The following is a 17956-nucleotide window of genomic DNA, read 5'->3' as shown; positions in this document are numbered from 1 at the left end:
CCCGAGCCCGCCCCCAGCCCGTCCCCCGTGGGCACCAGCTACGCGGCCGGCGCCTGCATCAACTGACTCCGGGCGCCGCTCCGGCTAGGCGGGCATCTGCGCGACGGCGTCGATCTGCCACGTCGTCGCCGAGACCGAGCCGGCCGACAGTCGGTTCAACGCCCCCTCGAGCGCACGTCGCGTGCGGCGTGCCGAGAGCTCGTCTCGCACCACCATGTCGAACCGCAGCATCTCGGTCGACTCGGTGAGCAGCACGGTGCCCGCGTCGGCGAGCTGCACGAGGTACTGACCCTCGCCGACCCTGGCCGCGACATGCTCGGACAGCAGCCGCCGCGACAGCCAGAACAGGCCCGCGGGGTCGTGCGCGGTGTGGACGGTGACCGTCGCGGTGATCATGGGCACACTGTGCCGTGCCTTCCGCTCAGCGACGTGAACGGCATGTGGCGAGCGTGTTAACCGCGCCGGGGGACAGCCGACTTGACACGCGCCTGCGCAGCGCGCATCATTGGCGAGCGCTCGGATGTGAGCGCTCACATTGGAAGCAGTCCCTGACGAAGAGGTCACCTGTGTACACCTGCATCACCACCCGACACGAGAGTCGCCGACCGCTTTCGGCGACCGTCTCATCCCCGTCTCCCTCCCGCGGCACGTCCTCGCGCCTCCTCGGCTGACGTCGGCCGCCTCCCGCGCGGCCATCGCATCCTCCCCGCCCCGGATCCCGGGGCGGCAGCGACCCGAGGCGCCCGTCACCTCGTCTCGCCACCCGCACCCTCCTGCCCGTGTGACCGGTCACTCAGACCCGTCCGCAGAGTCACCCACCCCCTCCCACCGTCATCGACGACGTCGTCGAGATGACACGGACACCGAAGGAATCACACAGTGAAGAACAAGAAGCTCCTCTCCGGCATCGTCGCCGTCGGACTCGTCGCATCGCTGGCCGCCTGCTCGGGCGGCGGCCGCGGCGCCGACGCCGGCAGCGGCGACAGCGGCGGCGACAACTCGGGCGCCCTCGTCGGCGTCGCGATGCCCACCAAGGTCTCCGAGCGCTGGATCAAGGACGGCGACGCCGTCAAGAGCGCCCTGGAGGACAAGGGCTACAAGGTCGACCTCGAGTACGCCGACAACAAGATCCCCCAGCAGGTCCAGCAGGTCAGCAACATGATCACCAAGGGCGCCAAGGTGCTCATCGTCGCCTCGATCGACGGCGGCTCGCTGAGCGACCAGCTCGACTCGGCCGCCAAGGCCGGCATCAAGGTCATCTCGTACGACCGCCTCCTGACGGGCAACGAGAACGTCGACTACTACGTGTCGTTCGACAATTACAAGGTGGGCGTCGACCAGGCGACCAGCCTGCTGACCGGTCTCGGCCTCGCCGACGCCGACGGCGCCAAGATCGACGGCGCCGAGAAGAAGACCATCGAGGTCTTCGCCGGCAGCCCCGACGACAACAACGCGACCTTCTTCTTCAACGGCGCGATGGACACCCTGAAGCCCTACATCGAAGACGGCTCGCTGACCATCGGCTCCGGCCAGGACGAGTTCACGCAGGCCGCCACGCAGCAGTGGGACCCCGCGACCGCCAAGGCCCGCATGCAGAACCTGATCGCCTCGACCTACTCGGGCGGAACCAAGCTCGACGGCGTGCTGTCGCCCTACGACGGCATCTCGATCGGCATCATCTCGGCGCTGCAGGGTGCCGGCTACTCCGACGCCGACCTCCCCGTCGTCACCGGTCAGGACGCCGAGGCCGCCTCGGTCAAGTCGATCATCGCCGGTCAGCAGTACTCGACCATCTACAAGGACACCCGTCAGCTCGCCGACCAGTCCGTGATCATGGCCGACGACCTCCTCAAGGGCGACACCCCCGAGACGAACGACGACAAGACGTACGACAACGGCGAGAAGGTCGTCCCGACGTTCCTCTTCCAGCCGACCATCGTCACCGAGGACAACTACAAGGAGGTCCTCGTCGACAGCGGCTACTTCACCGAGGCCGACCTGAAGTAGGTCCCTCCCGAGAACGCAGGAGGCGCGGCGCACCCGCACCGCGCCTCCTGCGCTCCATCGCTCCACCTCACCCCAGGCACGAAAGAAGGAACACGTGGCGAACACGATCCTCGAGATGCGCGACATCACGAAGACGTTCCCCGGCGTCAAGGCACTGCAGAACGTCACGCTGGAGGTCGAGCGCGGCCAGGTCCACGCGATCTGCGGCGAGAACGGCGCCGGCAAGTCGACGCTGATGAAGGTGCTGTCGGGGGTCTACCCGTCAGGGTCCTTCGACGGTCAGATCATGCTCGACGGCCAGCCCGTCGACTTCAAGAACATCAACGACTCCGAGGCCGCGGGCGTCGTCATCATCCACCAGGAGCTGGCGCTCAGCCCCTTCCTGTCGATCGCCGAGAACATCTTCCTCGGCAACGAGCAGTCCAAGGGCGGCTTCATCGACTGGAACAAGACAAACCTCGACGCGGCCGGTCTGCTGGCCCGCGTGGGTCTCCGCGACAACCCGGTCACCAAGGTGACGGACATCGGCGTCGGCAAGCAGCAGCTGGTCGAGATCGCCAAGGCGCTGTCGAAGAAGGTCAAGCTGCTCATCCTCGACGAGCCGACCGCGGCGCTGAACGACGACGACTCGGCCCACCTGCTCGACCTCATCAAGAGCCTGCAGGGCCAGGGCATCACCTCGATCATCATCAGTCACAAGCTGAACGAGATCAAGGAGATCGCCGACAAGGTCACGATCATCCGCGACGGCAAGACCATCGAGACCCTCGACATGCACGCCGGCGAGGTCTCCGAAGACCGCATCATCAAGGGCATGGTCGGCCGCGACCTCGAGAGCCGCTACCCGTCGCACGAGTCGACCATCGGCGACGAGCTGCTGCGCATCGAGGACTGGACCGTCCACCACCCGCTCGATTCGAGCCGCGAGATCATCCACCAGGCCAACCTGAACGTGCGCGCCGGCGAGATCGTCGGGATCGCGGGCCTGATGGGCGCGGGTCGCACCGAGCTCGCGATGAGCGTCTTCGGCCACAGCTACGGCACCGGCATCTCGGGCACCGTCTACAAGCGCGGCGAGCCGATCAAGATCAACACGGTGAGCAAGGCCATCGCGGCCGGTCTCGCCTACGCCACCGAAGACCGCAAGAAGTACGGTCTCAACCTGATCGACGACATCACGCGCAACGTCTCGGGCTCGGCCCTCGGCAAACTCGCGAACTGGGGTTTCGTCAACCGGTCCGAAGAGAGCACGGTCGCCGAGCGCTACCGCAAGAGCATGAACATCAAGGCGCCGAACGTGGCGGCCGTGACGGGCAAGCTCTCGGGCGGCAACCAGCAGAAGGTCGTGCTGTCGAAGTGGATGTACGCCGACCCCGACGTGCTCATCCTCGACGAACCCACGCGCGGCATCGACGTCGGCGCGAAGTACGAGATCTACACGATCATCAACCAGCTCGCGGACGCCGGCAAGGGAGTGATCGTCATCTCGAGCGAGCTGCCCGAGCTGCTCGGCATCTGCGACCGCATCTACACCCTCTCGGAGGGGCGCATCACGGCCGACGTGCCGATCGCCGAGGCGACCCCCGAGTTCCTCCTGAAGTACATGACCCTCGAACGAGAGAGCCCCGTCAATGAGCGCGCCTAGCCCCACCCAGGCCACCGACCCGAAGCCCACCGGCGGGTCGCCGTCGTCCCGTCAGCCGCAGTCCGGCTCCGGTGGCAACCCGATCGTCGGTGCGTTCTCGTACCTCGGCGGCCAGCTGCGCCAGATCGGCCTCTTCATCGCGCTGATCGTCATCGTGCTGTTCTTCCAGATCACGACCAACGGCATCACCCTGGCGCCGATCAACGTCTCGAACCTGATCGTCCAGAACAGCTACATCCTGATCCTCGCCATCGGCATGGTGATGGTCATCATCGCCGGTCACATCGACCTCTCGGTGGGGTCGATCGTGGCCTTCACCGGCGCCATGGCCGGCGTCATGATCACGCAGTGGGGTCTGCCCTGGCCCGTCGCCGTGGTGCTCTGCCTCGTGCTCGGCGGCCTGGTCGGCGCCTGGCAGGGGTTCTGGATCGCCTACTTCGGCATACCGGCGTTCATCGTCACCCTGGCGGGCATGCTCGCCTTCCGCGGTGCCGCCCAGATCGCCCTGCAGACGCAGCAGATCTCGCCGTTCCCCCAGGGGTTCCGCGACATCGGCTCCGGGTTCCTCCCGACGTTCGGCACGACCGGCTACGAGCCGCTCACCCTGGTGCTAGGCGCCATCGCGGCGGTCGCGCTGATCGGCACGGGCCTCCGCGGTCGTGCCACGCGTCGCAAGTACCAGCTCGAGGACGAGCCGTTCCTGTGGTTCGTCACGAAGCTCGTCTTCACGGTCGCGCTCGTCATGTACATCGGGTTCCTGCTCGCCAGCTACTCGGGCACCCCGATCGTCCTCGTGGTCCTCGCCGTCCTCGTCGTCGTCTACTCGACGGTCATGAAGAACTCGGTCTTCGGCCGCCACGTCTACGCCATCGGCGGCAACCTGCACGCGGCCGAGCTGTCGGGCATCAAGACCAAGCGCGTCACGTTCCTGCTGTTCGTCAACATGGGCGTCATCTCGGCTCTGGCCGGCCTTGTCTTCACCGGTCAGCTGAACCTGGCCAGCGGCAACGCCGGCAACGGCTTCGAGCTCGACGCGATCGCCGCCGTCTTCATCGGCGGTGCGGCGGTCACCGGCGGCATCGGCACCGTCACCGGCGCCATCGTCGGCGGTCTGATCATCGGCATCCTGAACAACGGCATGTCGATCCTCGGTGTCGGCACGGAGTACCAGTCGCTCATCAAGGGCCTGGTGCTGCTCGCCGCCGTCGCGTTCGACGTCTTCAACAAGCGTCGCGCCGCCTCGGCCACCAAGTAGCGAGAGCGACCCCCTCAGGAGGCGCGGTTCCCGATCACGGGAGCCGCGCCTTCTCGTCGTCCGGGCCCGTCCGACCCGCGAAACGAACAGACCTAGGATCATCACGTGGCAACCCTCTTCGACGTCGCGGCAGCAGCCGGCGTCTCGCACCAGACCGTCTCGAGGGTCGTCAACGGCGACCCGTCGGTGCGACCGGCCACGAAGGCGAAGGTCGACGCCGCCGTCGACGAGCTGAACTACCGGCCGAGTCTGGCCGCGCGGGCCCTCGCCAGCCGCAAGACGACCTCGATCGGCCTGATCAGCACCGGGTTCCCGTACTACGGCCCGTCGAGCACCATGCACGGCTTCAACGGCGCGGCACGCCGCGCGGGCTACCAGGTGTCGATGGCGACCCTCGACGTCGCCGACCGCAAGGGCATGCAGCAGGCCCTCGACGCGCTGCTCGGTCAGAACGTCGCCGCCCTCGTGCTGATCGCCCCCGACCCCGAGGTGCTGCGGGTGCTCCGCCGGGCCGAGGTGTCGGTGCCGCTCGTCACCGCCGACAGCGAGGCCGAGGCCGGCCACCACACGGTGTCGCTCGACCAGGTGGCGGGCGCGGAGTCGGCGGTCGAGCACCTCGCCGCGCTCGGCCACACCCGCATCGCGCACGTCGCCGGCCCCGAGGGCTGGATGGACGGCCGCGACCGCGAACGCGGCTGGCGAGGCGCCTGCACCCGGCTCGGACTCGACCCGTCGGTGCTGCTGCGCGGCGACTGGACCCCCGCCTCGGGGCACCGCGTCGGCCGCGAGCTCGTCGACCGCGTCGCCGCCGGCGAGGTGACGGCCGTGTTCTGCGGCAACGACCAGATGGCGCTCGGCCTCGTGCACGCCTTCGCCGAGGCCGGGGTGTCGGTACCCGGCGACGTGAGCATCGTCGGCTTCGACGACATCCCCGAGGCCGCGCACTTCCTGCCGTCGCTGACGACCGTGCGGCAGGACTTCGAGGCCCTCGGGCGTCTCATCATGACGACGGTCGAGGCGGTGCTGGCCGGCGACTCCACCCCGGTGGCGTCCCTCCCGACCGAGCTCGTGGTGCGGGGCTCGACGGCCGCGCCCCCGACCGCGGGCATACGCCGCGCCTCCTCGGTGTTGCCCCCCTCATGAGCATTCCCCTCTCGATCCTCGACCTCGCCCCCGTCGCCCCCGGAGAGACGGTGCGCGACAGCTTCGCGGCCTCCGTCGCGCTCGCACAGCAGGCAGAGGCGAGCGGCTACCGGCGGGTCTGGTACGCCGAGCACCACAACATGGCGTCGATCGCGTCGAGCGCCACGTCGGTGCTGATCGCGCACATCGCCAGCCAGACGAAGACCATCCGGCTCGGGTCGGGCGGCGTCATGCTGCCGAACCACTCGCCCCTCACCATCGCCGAGCAGTTCGGCACGCTCGAGACCCTGCACCCGGGCCGCATCGACCTCGGGCTCGGGCGGGCGCCGGGTAGCGATCAGGCGACGTTCCGGGCGCTGCGCCGCGACCCGGCGTCGTCCGAGCGGTTCCCTCAGGACATCCTCGAGCTCCAGGCGTTCCTCGCCGGCGAGTCGCGCATCGCGGGCGTGCAGGCGGTGCCCGGCGGCGGCACCAACGTGCCGCTGTACATCCTCGGCTCGTCGCTGTTCGGGGCGAAGCTCGCCGCCGCGCTCGGTCTGCCCTACGCGTTCGCCTCGCACTTCGCGCCGAACGACCTGATCGACGCCGTGACCGCCTACCGACGCGAGTTCCAGCCGTCCGATCAGCTGGCCGAGCCCTATGTGATCGCGGCCGTGAACGCCGTGGTCGCCGACGACTCCGACGACGCCGACGCGCAGTTCGCCGTCGTCAAGCGTCAGCGCCTGCTGATGCTGCTGCGTCAGAGCGGTCAGATCGACGTCGCCCGCGAGTTCGACGACGCCGAGCTCGATCACCTGCTGCGCACCCCGGTGGGGCAGCACGTGCTGTCGATGACGACCTACACCGCGGTCGGCACCCCCTCCGAGGCGCGCGAGTACATGGAGCAGTTCGCCCGCACCGCGCAGGCCGACGAGCTGATCGTGGCCCACGCCGGGTCGTCGAAGGAGGCGCGGCTCCGGTCGGTCGCGCTGCTCGCCGACGCGATGCGGCTCACCCCCGCCGCGTAGGCCGCGCGCCTCGCGGCGCTGCACCGGGCTCCGTCGGCGGGTGCAGAGGCGGGCGCGGGCGCGGCTAGGGTCGAGCGCATGAGTCTGCCCGAGCTCTCGGCGCTCGGCGTCGACGCGGTCGCCGCCGAGGTGTACGAGGTCGTCCTCGCCGAGTCCGACGGCGTCGGCGTCGACGCCCTCGGGGCCGGGCTGCCGCACCTCGAGCAGGCGGCGGTCGAGGCCGGTCTCCAGCGGCTCCGGGCGCTGGGGCTCGTGCACGAGAGCGCGCCGGGCGTCACCGCGTCGGCGCGCTGGGCGGCGGTCGACCCCCGGGTCTCGGTGCCGGCCCTCGTCGCGAGGCGGGCCGATGCGCTCGCCTCGGCCCGCGCCTCCACGGGGGTCCTGGCCGAGCTGTTCGACGAGACGCGTCGCCGGGCCGACCCGTCGGCGGTCACCCGCACGCTGGTCGGCGCGGCCGCCATCGGCGACCGGTACACGCGACTCGAGTTGACCGCGACCCGGTCGTTCGTCGCGTTCGACCGGCCGCCCTACGTCGTCGTCGGCAACGAGGGCACCGAGCGCACCGCACTCGCACGGGGCGTCCGCTGGCGGGCCGTCTACACGATGGACAGCTTCGCGGCCGACGGACGCTGGCAGGGCGTCCACCGCCTGGGCGGTCACGGCGAGGAGGCGCGGCTGACCGACTCGCTCCCCGTCAAGCTCGCCGTCGCCGACGAGCGCATCGCCCTCGTCTCGCTCGGTCACGACCCCGCCGCCCCGGAGGCGCTGGTCACCGAGTCGCCGGCTCTCGTCGCGGCCCTCGTCGAGCTTTTCGAGCAGCGCTGGCGTGCCGCGGTGCCCGTGCCCGTCGACCGGTCCGCCACCGCGGGCGCCGGGGGAGGGGGCTCGGGGTCGCCCGACTGGTCGCTGATCGCCGCCCGGGTCGCCGACGAGAGCCGCCCGACGGATGCCGCCGCGTCGCCGCGCCGCGGGCCGAGTCTCGAAGAGCGCGACCTGATCGCCCTGATGGCCGCCGGCGCCACCGACGAGGTCGTCGCCCAGCGGCTCGGTCTCTCGGTGCGCACCGTGCGGCGCCGCGTGCATGACCTGTTCGGCGAACTCGGGGTGACCAACAGGTTCCATGCGGGGGTCGAGGCCGCACGTCGGGGCTGGCTCTGACGTCGGCCACGTGGCGGACACGGTGTCCCCCGAACGGGTCACGGCAGGTTAACAATGCGGCCTCGCGCGGCCAGTGGCAGCTTTCGGCCACCACCCTCGCTTGAGGGTCAGATGAATTCTCAGGTAACTCTTACTCGACGACTTCGCCATGGGGGCGACAGCGTCGGAAGGCACCCGTGATCACTCCATCCGGCCCTCGTCGGCCGAAAGCCCCTCTCGCCGCGCTGCTCGCCTCCGGGCTCTTCGCGACCGCACTCGTCGCCGGGGGAGTCGTCGCGCTCCCCGCGACGTCGGCCCTCGCCGCCGAGGGTCCGGCCGTCGTCGGCGACACGTCGTTCTCGGCGGGCAAGTACATCGTGACCCTCCGCGAGCCCGCGGCGGCCACCTACGAGGGAGGCACGGCGGGGCTCCCCGCGACGGCCACCCCCGAGGGCACCCGGCTCGACGCGCGCGCCGCTCCGGTGCAGAAGTACAGCGACCACCTCGAGGAGACCCAGGCGGACGTCGCCGCGGCGGTCGGAGCCTCGGTCGACGCCCACTACTCGGTCACGACGAACGCGTTCGCCGCCGACCTCACGGCCGACCAGGCCCGGTCGCTCGCGAGCGACCCGTCGGTCGCCGCCGTCTCGAAGAACGAGCTGCTCAAGCTGCAGGCCACGCCCTCGACCGAGTTCCTCGGTCTCGGCGACGCCCAGGGCGCGGGCGGCGTCTGGGACTCCCTCGGCGGCCGCGACGCCGCCGGCGACGGGGTCGTCGTCGGCATCATCGACTCCGGCATCGCCGCGGGCAACGCCTCGTTCGCGGGCGACCCGCTCGGCGAGGCGAGCGCCACCGAGCCGCACCTCGAGGGCTCGTCGACGGTCTTCCCGCGCGGCGACGGCGGGACCTTCCGGGGCGTCTGCCAGACCGGCGTGCAGTTCACCGCGGCCGACTGCAACACGAAGCTGATCGGCGCGCGCTACTTCGTCGACGGCTTCGGCGTCGGCAACATCGGCACCGAGGAGCAGGGCGAGTACCTCTCGCCCCGCGACGGCAACGGCCACGGCTCGCACACGGCGAGCACCGCGGCCGGCAACGCCGACGTCGAGGCCCAGGTCGCCGGTCGCGACTTCGGCACGATCTCGGGTGTCGCCCCCGCAGCGAAGATCGCCGCCTACAAGGTCTGCTGGGACGGCCCCGACCGCGTCTCGACCGAAGACGACGGCTGCGCCACCCTCGACCTGATCGCCGCCATCGAGGCGGCGGTCACCGACGGCGTCGACGTCATCAACTACTCGATCGGCGGGGGCGGCGCGACCAGCACCTACTCGGCGACCGATCAGGCGTTCCTCGGCGCGGCCTCCGCCGGCGTCTTCGTCGCCGCCTCGGCCGGCAACGACGGCCCGTCCGAGACGACGGCCGACAACGCCGCGCCGTGGATCACCACGGTGGCCGCGAGCACCATCCCGAGCTACTCCGCCACCGCCCGCACGGGCGACGGCACCTCGTACCTGGGCGGATCGATCACCGTGCCCGTCGGCGACGAGGGCCTGACCGGCACGCTCGTCGATTCGCAGGCGGTGAAGCTGGCCTCGGCGTCGACCGCCGACGCCCTGCTCTGCACGCCGGGCACGCTCGACGCCGCGCTCGTGCCCGACGACGCCGTGGTCCTCTGCGACCGCGGAGTGGTCGGCCGCACCGACAAGAGCGCCGAGGTCGACCGGGTCGGCGGCATCGGGATGCTGCTGGTCAACAAGACCCCGAGCTCCGTCGACCTCGACGAGCACGTCATCCCGACGGTCCACGTCGACGCCGAGGGCTACACCGCGCTGCACGCCTACGCGGCCACCGCGGGCGCCACGGTGACGCTGCTCGACGGCAACCCCGAGGGTCTGCCCGAGCCCGCGACGCCCCAGATCGCCGGCTTCTCGTCGCGCGGTCCGGTGACGGCCGACGGCGGCAACCTGCTCAAGCCCGACATCTCGGCGCCCGGCGTCGCGATCCTCGCCGACGGGGCTAACGCCGCGGGCGAGGCGGGCTCGTACGAGTTCCTGTCGGGCACGTCGATGTCGTCGCCGCACATCGCCGGTCTCGCCGCGCTCTACCTCTCGGCGACCGCGCACCCCGACTGGTCGCCCGACGAGGTCAAGTCGGCCATGATGACCACCGCGTACGACCTCGTCGGACCCGACGGTCAGCCGAGTCGCGACGTCTTCGCCCAGGGTGCGGGTCACGTCGACCCGACGAGGTTCCTCGAGCCGGGTCTGCTCTACGAGAACGGCCCCGAGCAGTGGCAGGCGTACGTCGACTCGATCGACACGGTCGAGGGCACCGACTCGTCGATGAACCTCCCCTCGATCAGCGTCGGCTCGCTGGCGGGCACCGCGACGGTCACCCGCACGGTGACGGCGACCGAGGCGGGCAGCTACAGCGTCGCCCCGGTCGAGATGCCCGGCGTCTCGGTCGAGGTGTCGCCCGCGACGCTGGACTTCGCCGCGGCCGGCGAGAAGAGGGAGTACACGGTCGAGTTCACCCGCACGACGGCGCCGCTCGACGAGTTCGCCACCGGCTACCTGACCTGGAGCGACGGCACGCACGACGTGCGGAGCCCCCTGGCCGTCCGCCCCGTGCAGCTCGACGTCGCGTCCGAGCTGGCCGGCGAGGGCGCGACGGGCGAGGCCTCGCTCGACGTCACGGCCGGCGACGCGCTGTCGCTGCCGCTGGCTGCGGAGGGGCTCGCCAAGGGCGCCGTCGCGACCGGCTCGGGCACCGCGGGCGGCGATCCCGCCCTCGTGCCGCTGACGATCGCCGAGGGCACGACGCACGGCCGGTTCGTGCTCGACTCCGCCGACGACACCGCCGACCTCGACCTGCTGCTCTACTCGGCCGATGCGGCGGGCGAGCCCGACACGCTGGTCGACTACGCGGCGACGGGATCGGCCGACGAGCAGCTCGACGTCGAGGCGCCCGAGGCGGGCTCCTACGTGCTGATGATCGACTTCTACTCGGGGGCCGGCGATCTCGGCTACTCGCTGACGTCGTATCTGCTCGATCCGGCCCAGGCCGTCGGCGACTTCTCCGTCGACCCCGCGTCGATCGAGGCGGCGCTCGGCGAGACCACCACGGTCACGACCTCGTGGTCCGGTCTCGACTACGACGCCAGCTACCTGGGTCGGGTCTCGTACGGCGACACGGGCACCGTCACCTACGTGACCGTCGCCTCGGGCGCCGAGCCCGAGCCCGAGGAGCCGCCCACCGAGCCCGGCACGCCCGGCGGCGGATGGAACCTCGGGGCGATCATCGACTGGATCTGGAACGCCATCGGCGATCTGATCCACCACTGGTGGCCGCGCTGGCGCTGAGCCTGAGGCAGCCCGCGCCGAGAACCGGTCGCGGACGGTGACCAGGAGGCGGTCCGCACCTTCCGAGAGGAGGTGCGGACCGCCTCCTGCCGTCCCCGGAGCGAATATCGTGCCGAATCTGCACGTCGTCGAAACATCGGTGGGCTAGGTTCGGTCCCCGTGAAAGAAGAAGACGGCAACTCGATGCGCGTGATCAGCTACAACCTCCGCGAGCACACGGCGAAGGGCGAGATCGAAAGCCTGGCGCGCGACCACCGAGCCGACGTGCTCTGCCTGCAGGAGGCCGACACGAACGACATCCCCGACCGGCTGGGCGACCTCGTGCTGGCGACGTCGACGCGCAACAACCGGCTCGGACTCGCGGCGTACTACCGCCCCGACCGCTTCGAGCTGCTCGGCTCGCAGGTGTACGCCCTGAAGAAGTCGATGCACGACCGGGTCATGTCGCCCGCCCACGAGCGGTTGCTGGCGATGCACCTCGCCGACCGCGTGTCGAAGACCGACGTGCTGGTCGGGTCGTTCCACGCCGCTCCGCTGACCGCCACGAACGGGCTGCGCCGCAAGCAGGTCTCGTCGGCGCACGAACTCATGCGGGCGCTGGCGCCGCGGGCGCCCATGCTGATGGTGGGCGACTTCAACTACCCGTGGTTCCACCAGGGGCTGCGCAAGCGGATCGAACGCGACGGCTTCATCCTGACCCGCAGCGACACGCCGACCTACCTCGGCTACCGGTACGTCAAGGGCCACTTCGACTTCGCGACGAGCATCGGCCTCACCATCGACGACATCGTCACGCTGCCGGCCGGCATCTCCGACCACCGGCCGATCCTGGTGCGGGCGCAGGGTCTCGCGACCGCCTGAGTCGCGGACGACCCTCCGAGTCGCAGGCGGCCGTCCGAGTCGCGGGCGGCCGTCCGAGTCGCGGGCGGCCGTCCGAGTCGCGGACGACGCAGAACCGCCCGATCGGCTGAGCCGGTCGGGCGGTGCGTGCGTGTCGGCCGCCGCGGGGCGGGCCGGGTGCCGGGGTCGCCGGCTGCGGGGTCAGGCGGCGAGCAGCAGTGCCGCCGTGTCGACCGAGTAGGCCTGCACGATGGTGCGGCTCGGCTCGCGGCGCCAGCTGCGACCGGGGATGACCCAGCCCTCGGTGCCGGAGACCGTGACGGTGGCGCCGACGCGGACGGCGTCGGTCACGACGTCGCTCCAGGCGCGGACGGCGAACTCGGCGCCGCGGGCGTCGACGACGACGAACTCGACGAGGCGGGCGGTGGTCAGGGTCGGGACGGTCGTGACCGTTCCCGTGATGGTGGTGATGGTGCTCTTCATGTTCGGTTCTTTCGATGTGCTCTACGGCACGCAGCGTCTCGGCTTGCGTGGGCCGTCTTGATGCGACGGCGGTGCGGACGGTGTCCGGTCGGGCCCGTGTCACGACGATCGGAAGAGTGAGCACCCGTGAGGGGTGACTCCGATGGTGTCGTCGGGCTGTTCGGATCAGGAGGACGGTGTGGACTCGGCCAGAGCTGTTCCGGGAACGATCAGAGAGGATCTGTTCCAAGCGACTCATGACAGTAACACACCCGGGGTACAGGCACCAGGGGCTTTCTTGGAAGCATCGAGCCGCCCCGGTGGTTGGCTTATGACATGACCACGATCCCCACCATCACCCTGAACAACGGAATCCAGATCCCCCAGCTCGGGTTCGGCGTCTACCAGGTCGACCCGGCCGAGACGAAGGACGCGACGCTCACCGCCTTCGAGGTCGGCTACCGCCACATCGACACCGCCGAGATGTACGGCAACGAGGCCGGCGTCGGCGAGGCCATCGCCGAGAGCGGTCTCGACCGCAGCGACATCTTCGTCACCTCGAAGCTCAACAACGGCTTCCACAAGCGCGACGACGCGCTGAAGGCGTTCGACGGCACCCTCGACGCCCTCAAGCAGGACTACGTCGACCTGTTCCTCATCCACTGGCCCCTGCCCGGCATCGACGTCGACTACATCGAGACCTGGAAGGCCATGGAGGAGATCTACGCCAGCGGCCGCGCCAAGTCGATCGGCGTCTCGAACTTCCAGCAGCCGCACCTCGAGCGCGTCCTCGCCGAGGGCTCGGTCGTGCCGGTCGTCAACCAGATCGAGGTGCACCCCTACCTCACACAGGACGCGCTCCGCGAGTTCGGCGTCTCGAAGGGCATCCACACCGAGGCCTGGTCGCCCATCGCCCAGGGCGGCGTCCTGAAGGACGAGACCATCACCGAGATCGCCGAGCGCGTCGGCAAGTCCACCGCGCAGGTCACGCTGCGCTGGCACATCCAGCGCGGCGACATCGTGTTCCCGAAGTCGGTCACCCGCTCGCGCGTCGAAGAGAACTTCGACCTGTTCGACTTCGAGCTGACCGACGCCGACGTCACGGCCATCACGGCCCTGAACAAGGACGAGCGCACGGGCCCGAACCCCGACGAGTTCAACTACATCCCGTAAGCAGCCCCTGCTGAGACTCCGGCCGGGCCGCCGCGCATCTCGCGCGGCGGCCCGGCCTCTGTCATGGGGCGCTAGTACGCTCGGTCCTTTCGAGACGACGGCCTGGGAGTGTGTGACGACGTGCGACGACTCGTGGGCGTGCTCCGGCTGGCCGCCGCCGCCGCGGGGCTCTCGGCCCTCGTCTCGTACTTCGTCTACGTGCTCGGGTTCAGCACCTTCAGCACCATCAACTACTTCAGCTACTTCACGCAGCAGAGCAACATCGCCAACGTCGTGGTGCTGACCGTCTCGGGTGTGCTGATGCTCAGAGGGGTGCCAGAGCCGCGGTGGTTCGCCTCGCTGCACGCGCTCGTGACGACGTACGTGATCGTGTCGGGACTGGTCTACGGCGTGATCGTCATCGAGTCGGCCAGTCACAACTACACGATCGGCGTCCCCTGGTCGAGTCAGGTGCTGCACTTCTACCTGTCCACCTTCGTGCTGATCGACTGGGTCTTCGCTCCCGGGCGGACGCGCGTGCGCTGGCGCCTCGTGCTCGCCGCGCTGCCGTTCCCGATCGTCTGGGGGCTCTTCACGATCTGGCGCGGTGCGCGGGTCGGCTGGTACCCGTACTTCTTCCTCGACCCGGCGCAGGTGCGCTGGCCCGACGAGTTCGTGCTCTACAACGGCATCGCCATCGGCACCATCATCGGTGTGACGGTGGGGCTCGTCGCACTCAGCCGTCTTCGTCCGCGGAACCGGCCCGCGGTGCCGGGCGCGCCTCCTCGGATCCCGTCGATCAGGGTCGGGGCCGGTCTGTCGCCGGAGGCGCGGCGCAGGCCGGTCGGTGGCCGCCGGTCGGTCGCGACTCAGCTGCCGGGGGTCGCCTCGCCGGATGCAGGGGTCTCGTCGGGTGCCGAGGTCTCGTCGGGCGCGCCGGTCTCGCCGGGTGCGGGCGAGGCCGACACGAGGTCGAGGTAGGGCGCCAGCGATGCGAGGGCGGCGGTGACCGCCTCGTCGTCGTCGAGCGCGGCCGTGGCCCGCCCGGCGTCGCCGCCGGTCAGCGAGACGAGGACGGGCTCGCCGGTCGCCGGCAGCAGGTTGACGAACAGGCGGTCGCTCGCCGTGTCGTCGAGCACGGCCCAGACGGTCGCCTCGGTCGACCAGAAGGCGTGGTCGAAGCGCAGCCAGAGGACCTCCTGGTCGCCCATGCCGAGCGACTCGATCGCCGACGCGTAGGCCGCGGGCAGGGCGGGCTCGAACTCGACGGCGCCCTGCTTGAGCACACCCAGCGGCAGGGTCGAGACGACCCGGTCGGCCGACAGCGATTCTCCGGTGGCGAGCCGGAGCCCCACCCCCTGGTCGCCGTACTGGATGCGGGCGACGGTGCTGCCGCGGAGCACGTCGAGACCGTCGAGCAGACCCGTGACGAACGTCTCGAGGCCACCGGTGACCAGGGTCGCGTCGAGAGGGAGCAGATCGTCGCCGACCTGCGTCATCGCGAGCTCGCCGGCCTCGGCGCCGTACCGGGCCGGCACGATGCGGTCGAGGAGGAACGCGACACGATCGGCGTCGGAGACCCCGGTCGCATCGGGCGTGGTCGAGACCCGGTCGGCACCGGACTCGGCGAAGACCTGACGGGCGGAGCGGCCTGCGCCCGTGCTGCTGCCGCCGCCTGTTCCACCGCCGGTCGCGCCGCTGTCGGGGCCGTCGGTGCTCTCGGCCCAGGACACGGCAGTGCTCAGGGCCGTCGCGACGGCCTGCGTCAGATCGGTGGGCGTTCCGTCGGCGGTGCGGGCCTCGAGCTGGGCGGTGCCGGTGCCGGTCTCGCGGAGGCGGACGGTGTCGACCCCCGCGAGGGCGAGCGCGCCGACGAGCGCCGGAGCCGCCTCGCCGAACAGGGTCGACACGCCGAGCTCGACGGCGAAGGGCCAGTCGTCGTCGGTGACCGTGTGGATGCGGCCCCCGATCCGGTCGCGGGCCTCGACGACCACGACGTCGAAGCCCCGGTCGGCCAGGGCGCGGGCGGCGGTGGCCCCGGCGATGCCCGCGCCGATCACGATGACGCGCTCGCCCTCGGAGGCGACCGTCGCGATCTCGTCGGCGACGTCGAAGCCCGAGGCCCTCGCGCCGTAGACGGTGCCGGCGTGACGGGAGGCGACGGCCTCGCCGGCGAAGAACAGGCGGTCGTCGAGCGACCCGGCGAGCGTCAGACGGTCGGTGATCGTCGACCCGGTGGCGAGGTAGCTCGACGACCCGCCGGACAGCGCGTCGTCGGCCCACGAGCTCCGGAGGAACCCGGCCGCGGCCAGACCGGCGGGCACCGTCGGATCGACGGTCGGCGTCGGGGCGCCGCTCGTGGGCGCGGGGGAGGGCGCGTCGGGGGTGCAGGCGGCGAGCACGAGCACCGCGGCGCCCGAGAGCGAGCCCGTCAGGAACGCGCGACGACTGATGCCCATGGTCCCGTCATTCTCGCAGCCCGGCACGCTGTCCGCGCACCCCGTGCCGCGTGCCGACACCGCGCCTCCTCGGCGGGCGTTCCTGTCTGCCGGCGCCGCGCCTCCTCGGCTGCTCTCGCCGCGCCTCCTCGGCCCCGGTCAGGCGTCGACGGCCTCGAGATAGGTGCGGAGCAGGTCGGTGACCTGATCGACGGGGAGAAGCGACGACGCGTGATCCTGGCCGACGAGCGAGTAGAAGGCGGCGGCCGGCATGCGGCGTGCGGCCTCCTGCGACTCGCGGTGCCGGTCGACGTCGCGGGTGCCGGCGAGCAGGAGGGTGGGCACGGTCACCGAGTCGAGCTGGTCGACGGTCAGGCCGCCGCCGGTCTCGGCCGCGGTGAAGAAGGCGGCCAGCGCCTCGGGGTCGTCCTGCATGAACGCGAGACGGGTCTCGGGGTCGATCGGACGGCCGATGGTCTCGCCCCACCGGTCGACGAAACGGGCCATGCCGCCGGTGGTGAGCGCCTCGTGCCAGTCGGGGGCGAACGTGGCGCCGATGTTGCCGTTCATGGGGGCCCAGCTGCCGCCGATCGTCGTCAGCGTGCGCAGCAGCCGCGGAGTGTGGGCCGCGATCGAGAGGCCGATCCGGGCGCCGAACGAGTAGCCGACGTAGTGCGCCGGCTCGAGCCCGGTCGCGGTGAGCACGGCCTCGACGTCGCCGCGGTGGAGGTCCATCGTGTACGACGCGGGATCGTGCGGCTTGCCGCTCTTGCCGTGACCCCGCATGTCGAGGGCGACCACCGTGAAGTCGCGCTGCAGATCGCGCAGATAGCCGAGCCCGCGCCAGGTGCCGCGCGAGAGGCCGGATCCGTGCACCAGCACCAGGGGAGGGCCGTCGCCGTCCACCTCGTAGGCGATCTCGGTTCCGTCGACGGGGTTGTTCGCCTGAGCACGCATCCGTCCAGTCTGGCAGCAGGGCTGGTGTCGGTGCCTCGCGTGCGGCGAGTCGGCGCCTCGCGTGCGGCGAGGGGCAGAGTGGAGGCATGACCGATGCCTGGACCGCCGCCCAGATCCGTGCCGCCGAGAAGCCGCTGCTCGAGGCCGGGGAGCCGCTCATGCAGCGGGCCGCCGACGGACTCGCGGGGGTCGTGTCCGGGCTGCTGCGCGCCTCCTCGGCCCCGCGGATCCTGCTGCTCGTCGGCAGCGGCGACAACGGCGGGGACGCCCTCTACGCCGGCGCATCGCTGGCACAGGAGTTCGTGCCCGGGGGCGCGGTGACCGTGGTGCCCACGGGATCGCGACTGCACGAGGCGGGGCTCGCTGCCGCCCTGGTCGCCGGCGCGACGGTCGACGCGCTGGGCCCCTGGACGGACCCCGCGGCGGCGCCCGGACTGCTGCGCGAGTACGACGTGGTGCTCGACGGGATGGTGGGCACGGGCGCCAGCGGCGGGTTGCGAGGGGACGCACGGCGCGTGGTGGCGGCGCTGGGCGGGGGTGCGGGGTCCGTT

At 71.0% G+C, this 17956-nt stretch carries 16 protein-coding genes; 12 read left to right on the top strand and 4 right to left on the bottom strand.

What is annotated here, in order from left to right:
• Positions 1-84 precede the first annotated feature (84 nt).
• Positions 85-396 (bottom strand): hypothetical protein, encoded by a 312-nt coding sequence (locus tag ACZ6JE_RS14460; protein WP_192058996.1) that lies wholly within the window; start codon positions 394-396, stop codon positions 85-87.
• Between the two features lie 483 nt (positions 397-879).
• On the opposite strand from ACZ6JE_RS14460, the gene chvE reads away from it, so the two are divergent.
• The 8 genes from chvE to ACZ6JE_RS14420 all read left to right on the top strand — a co-directional run bounded on the left by chvE (position 880) and on the right by ACZ6JE_RS14420 (position 12417).
• The gene (gene chvE / locus ACZ6JE_RS14455; protein ID WP_464319391.1) at positions 880-2007 is read left to right on the top strand and encodes a multiple monosaccharide ABC transporter substrate-binding protein; all 1128 of its coding nucleotides are present in this window, start codon (positions 880-882) and stop codon (positions 2005-2007) included.
• A 115-nt stretch (positions 2008-2122) separates the two neighbouring features.
• Positions 2123-3652 carry a multiple monosaccharide ABC transporter ATP-binding protein gene (mmsA, locus tag ACZ6JE_RS14450; protein WP_197981772.1) on the top strand — a complete coding sequence of 510 codons (1530 nt, stop codon included), beginning with the start codon at positions 2123-2125 and terminating at the stop codon, positions 3650-3652.
• On the top strand, positions 3639-4907 hold the full coding sequence (gene mmsB / locus ACZ6JE_RS14445; protein ID WP_192058989.1) for a multiple monosaccharide ABC transporter permease: 1269 nt from the start codon (positions 3639-3641) through the stop codon (positions 4905-4907). Before mmsA ends, mmsB begins: the two co-directional genes overlap by 14 nt.
• A 105-nt stretch (positions 4908-5012) precedes the next feature.
• On the top strand, positions 5013-6050 hold the full coding sequence (locus ACZ6JE_RS14440) for a LacI family DNA-binding transcriptional regulator (RefSeq protein ID WP_464319390.1): 1038 nt from the start codon (positions 5013-5015) through the stop codon (positions 6048-6050).
• Positions 6047-7057 carry an LLM class flavin-dependent oxidoreductase gene (locus ACZ6JE_RS14435; protein ID WP_464319389.1) on the top strand — a complete coding sequence of 337 codons (1011 nt, stop codon included), beginning with the start codon at positions 6047-6049 and terminating at the stop codon, positions 7055-7057. The genes ACZ6JE_RS14440 and ACZ6JE_RS14435 overlap by 4 nt, the downstream gene beginning before the upstream one ends.
• Positions 7058-7135: 78 nt before the next feature.
• On the top strand, positions 7136-8215 hold the full coding sequence (locus ACZ6JE_RS14430) for a helix-turn-helix transcriptional regulator (protein WP_192058983.1): 1080 nt from the start codon (positions 7136-7138) through the stop codon (positions 8213-8215).
• Between the two features lie 176 nt (positions 8216-8391).
• Positions 8392-11556: a S8 family serine peptidase gene (locus ACZ6JE_RS14425; RefSeq protein WP_464319388.1), complete on the top strand. Its 3165-nt coding sequence runs from the start codon at positions 8392-8394 to the stop codon at positions 11554-11556.
• 159 nt (positions 11557-11715) lie between these two features.
• Positions 11716-12417, top strand: a complete 702-nt coding sequence (locus ACZ6JE_RS14420; protein WP_308196247.1) for an endonuclease/exonuclease/phosphatase family protein — start codon at positions 11716-11718, stop codon at positions 12415-12417.
• A gap of 180 nt (positions 12418-12597) precedes the next feature.
• Here ACZ6JE_RS14420 and ACZ6JE_RS14415 read toward each other — a convergent pair whose 3' ends face one another.
• The gene (locus ACZ6JE_RS14415; protein WP_192058979.1) at positions 12598-12879 is read right to left on the bottom strand and encodes a hypothetical protein; all 282 of its coding nucleotides are present in this window, start codon (positions 12877-12879) and stop codon (positions 12598-12600) included.
• 315 nt (positions 12880-13194) lie between these two features.
• On the opposite strand from ACZ6JE_RS14415, the gene ACZ6JE_RS14410 reads away from it, so the two are divergent.
• Positions 13195-14031, top strand: coding sequence for an aldo/keto reductase (locus tag ACZ6JE_RS14410; RefSeq protein ID WP_243215774.1), 837 nt, complete (start codon positions 13195-13197; stop codon positions 14029-14031).
• A 120-nt stretch (positions 14032-14151) separates the two neighbouring features.
• Positions 14152-14991 (top strand): Pr6Pr family membrane protein, encoded by an 840-nt coding sequence (locus ACZ6JE_RS14405; RefSeq protein WP_464319387.1) that lies wholly within the window; start codon positions 14152-14154, stop codon positions 14989-14991.
• Here the strand turns inward: ACZ6JE_RS14405 and ACZ6JE_RS14400 are convergent.
• Positions 14880-16469 carry a flavin monoamine oxidase family protein gene (locus ACZ6JE_RS14400; RefSeq protein ID WP_464319386.1) on the bottom strand — a complete coding sequence of 530 codons (1590 nt, stop codon included), beginning with the start codon at positions 16467-16469 and terminating at the stop codon, positions 14880-14882. The two genes, ACZ6JE_RS14405 and ACZ6JE_RS14400, sit on opposite strands and share 112 nt — an antisense overlap.
• Here ACZ6JE_RS14400 and ACZ6JE_RS14395 point away from each other — a divergent pair.
• Positions 16468-16632 carry a hypothetical protein gene (locus ACZ6JE_RS14395; RefSeq protein WP_464319385.1) on the top strand — a complete coding sequence of 55 codons (165 nt, stop codon included), beginning with the start codon at positions 16468-16470 and terminating at the stop codon, positions 16630-16632. The two genes, ACZ6JE_RS14400 and ACZ6JE_RS14395, sit on opposite strands and share 2 nt — an antisense overlap.
• Here the strand turns inward: ACZ6JE_RS14395 and ACZ6JE_RS14390 are convergent.
• A complete protein-coding gene (locus ACZ6JE_RS14390) occupies positions 16608-17405 on the bottom strand; it encodes an alpha/beta fold hydrolase (protein ID WP_192058969.1) in 798 nt (265 codons plus the stop codon). The genes ACZ6JE_RS14395 and ACZ6JE_RS14390 overlap by 25 nt on opposite strands.
• Positions 17406-17491: 86 nt before the next feature.
• Here ACZ6JE_RS14390 and ACZ6JE_RS14385 point away from each other — a divergent pair.
• On the top strand, positions 17492-17956 hold a 465-nt coding region (locus ACZ6JE_RS14385), incomplete at its 3' end, for an NAD(P)H-hydrate epimerase (RefSeq protein WP_464319384.1).

The organism is Frigoribacterium sp. AC759, from assembly GCF_979256015.1.
This window is presented reverse-complemented; position numbering and strand designations above follow the sequence as displayed.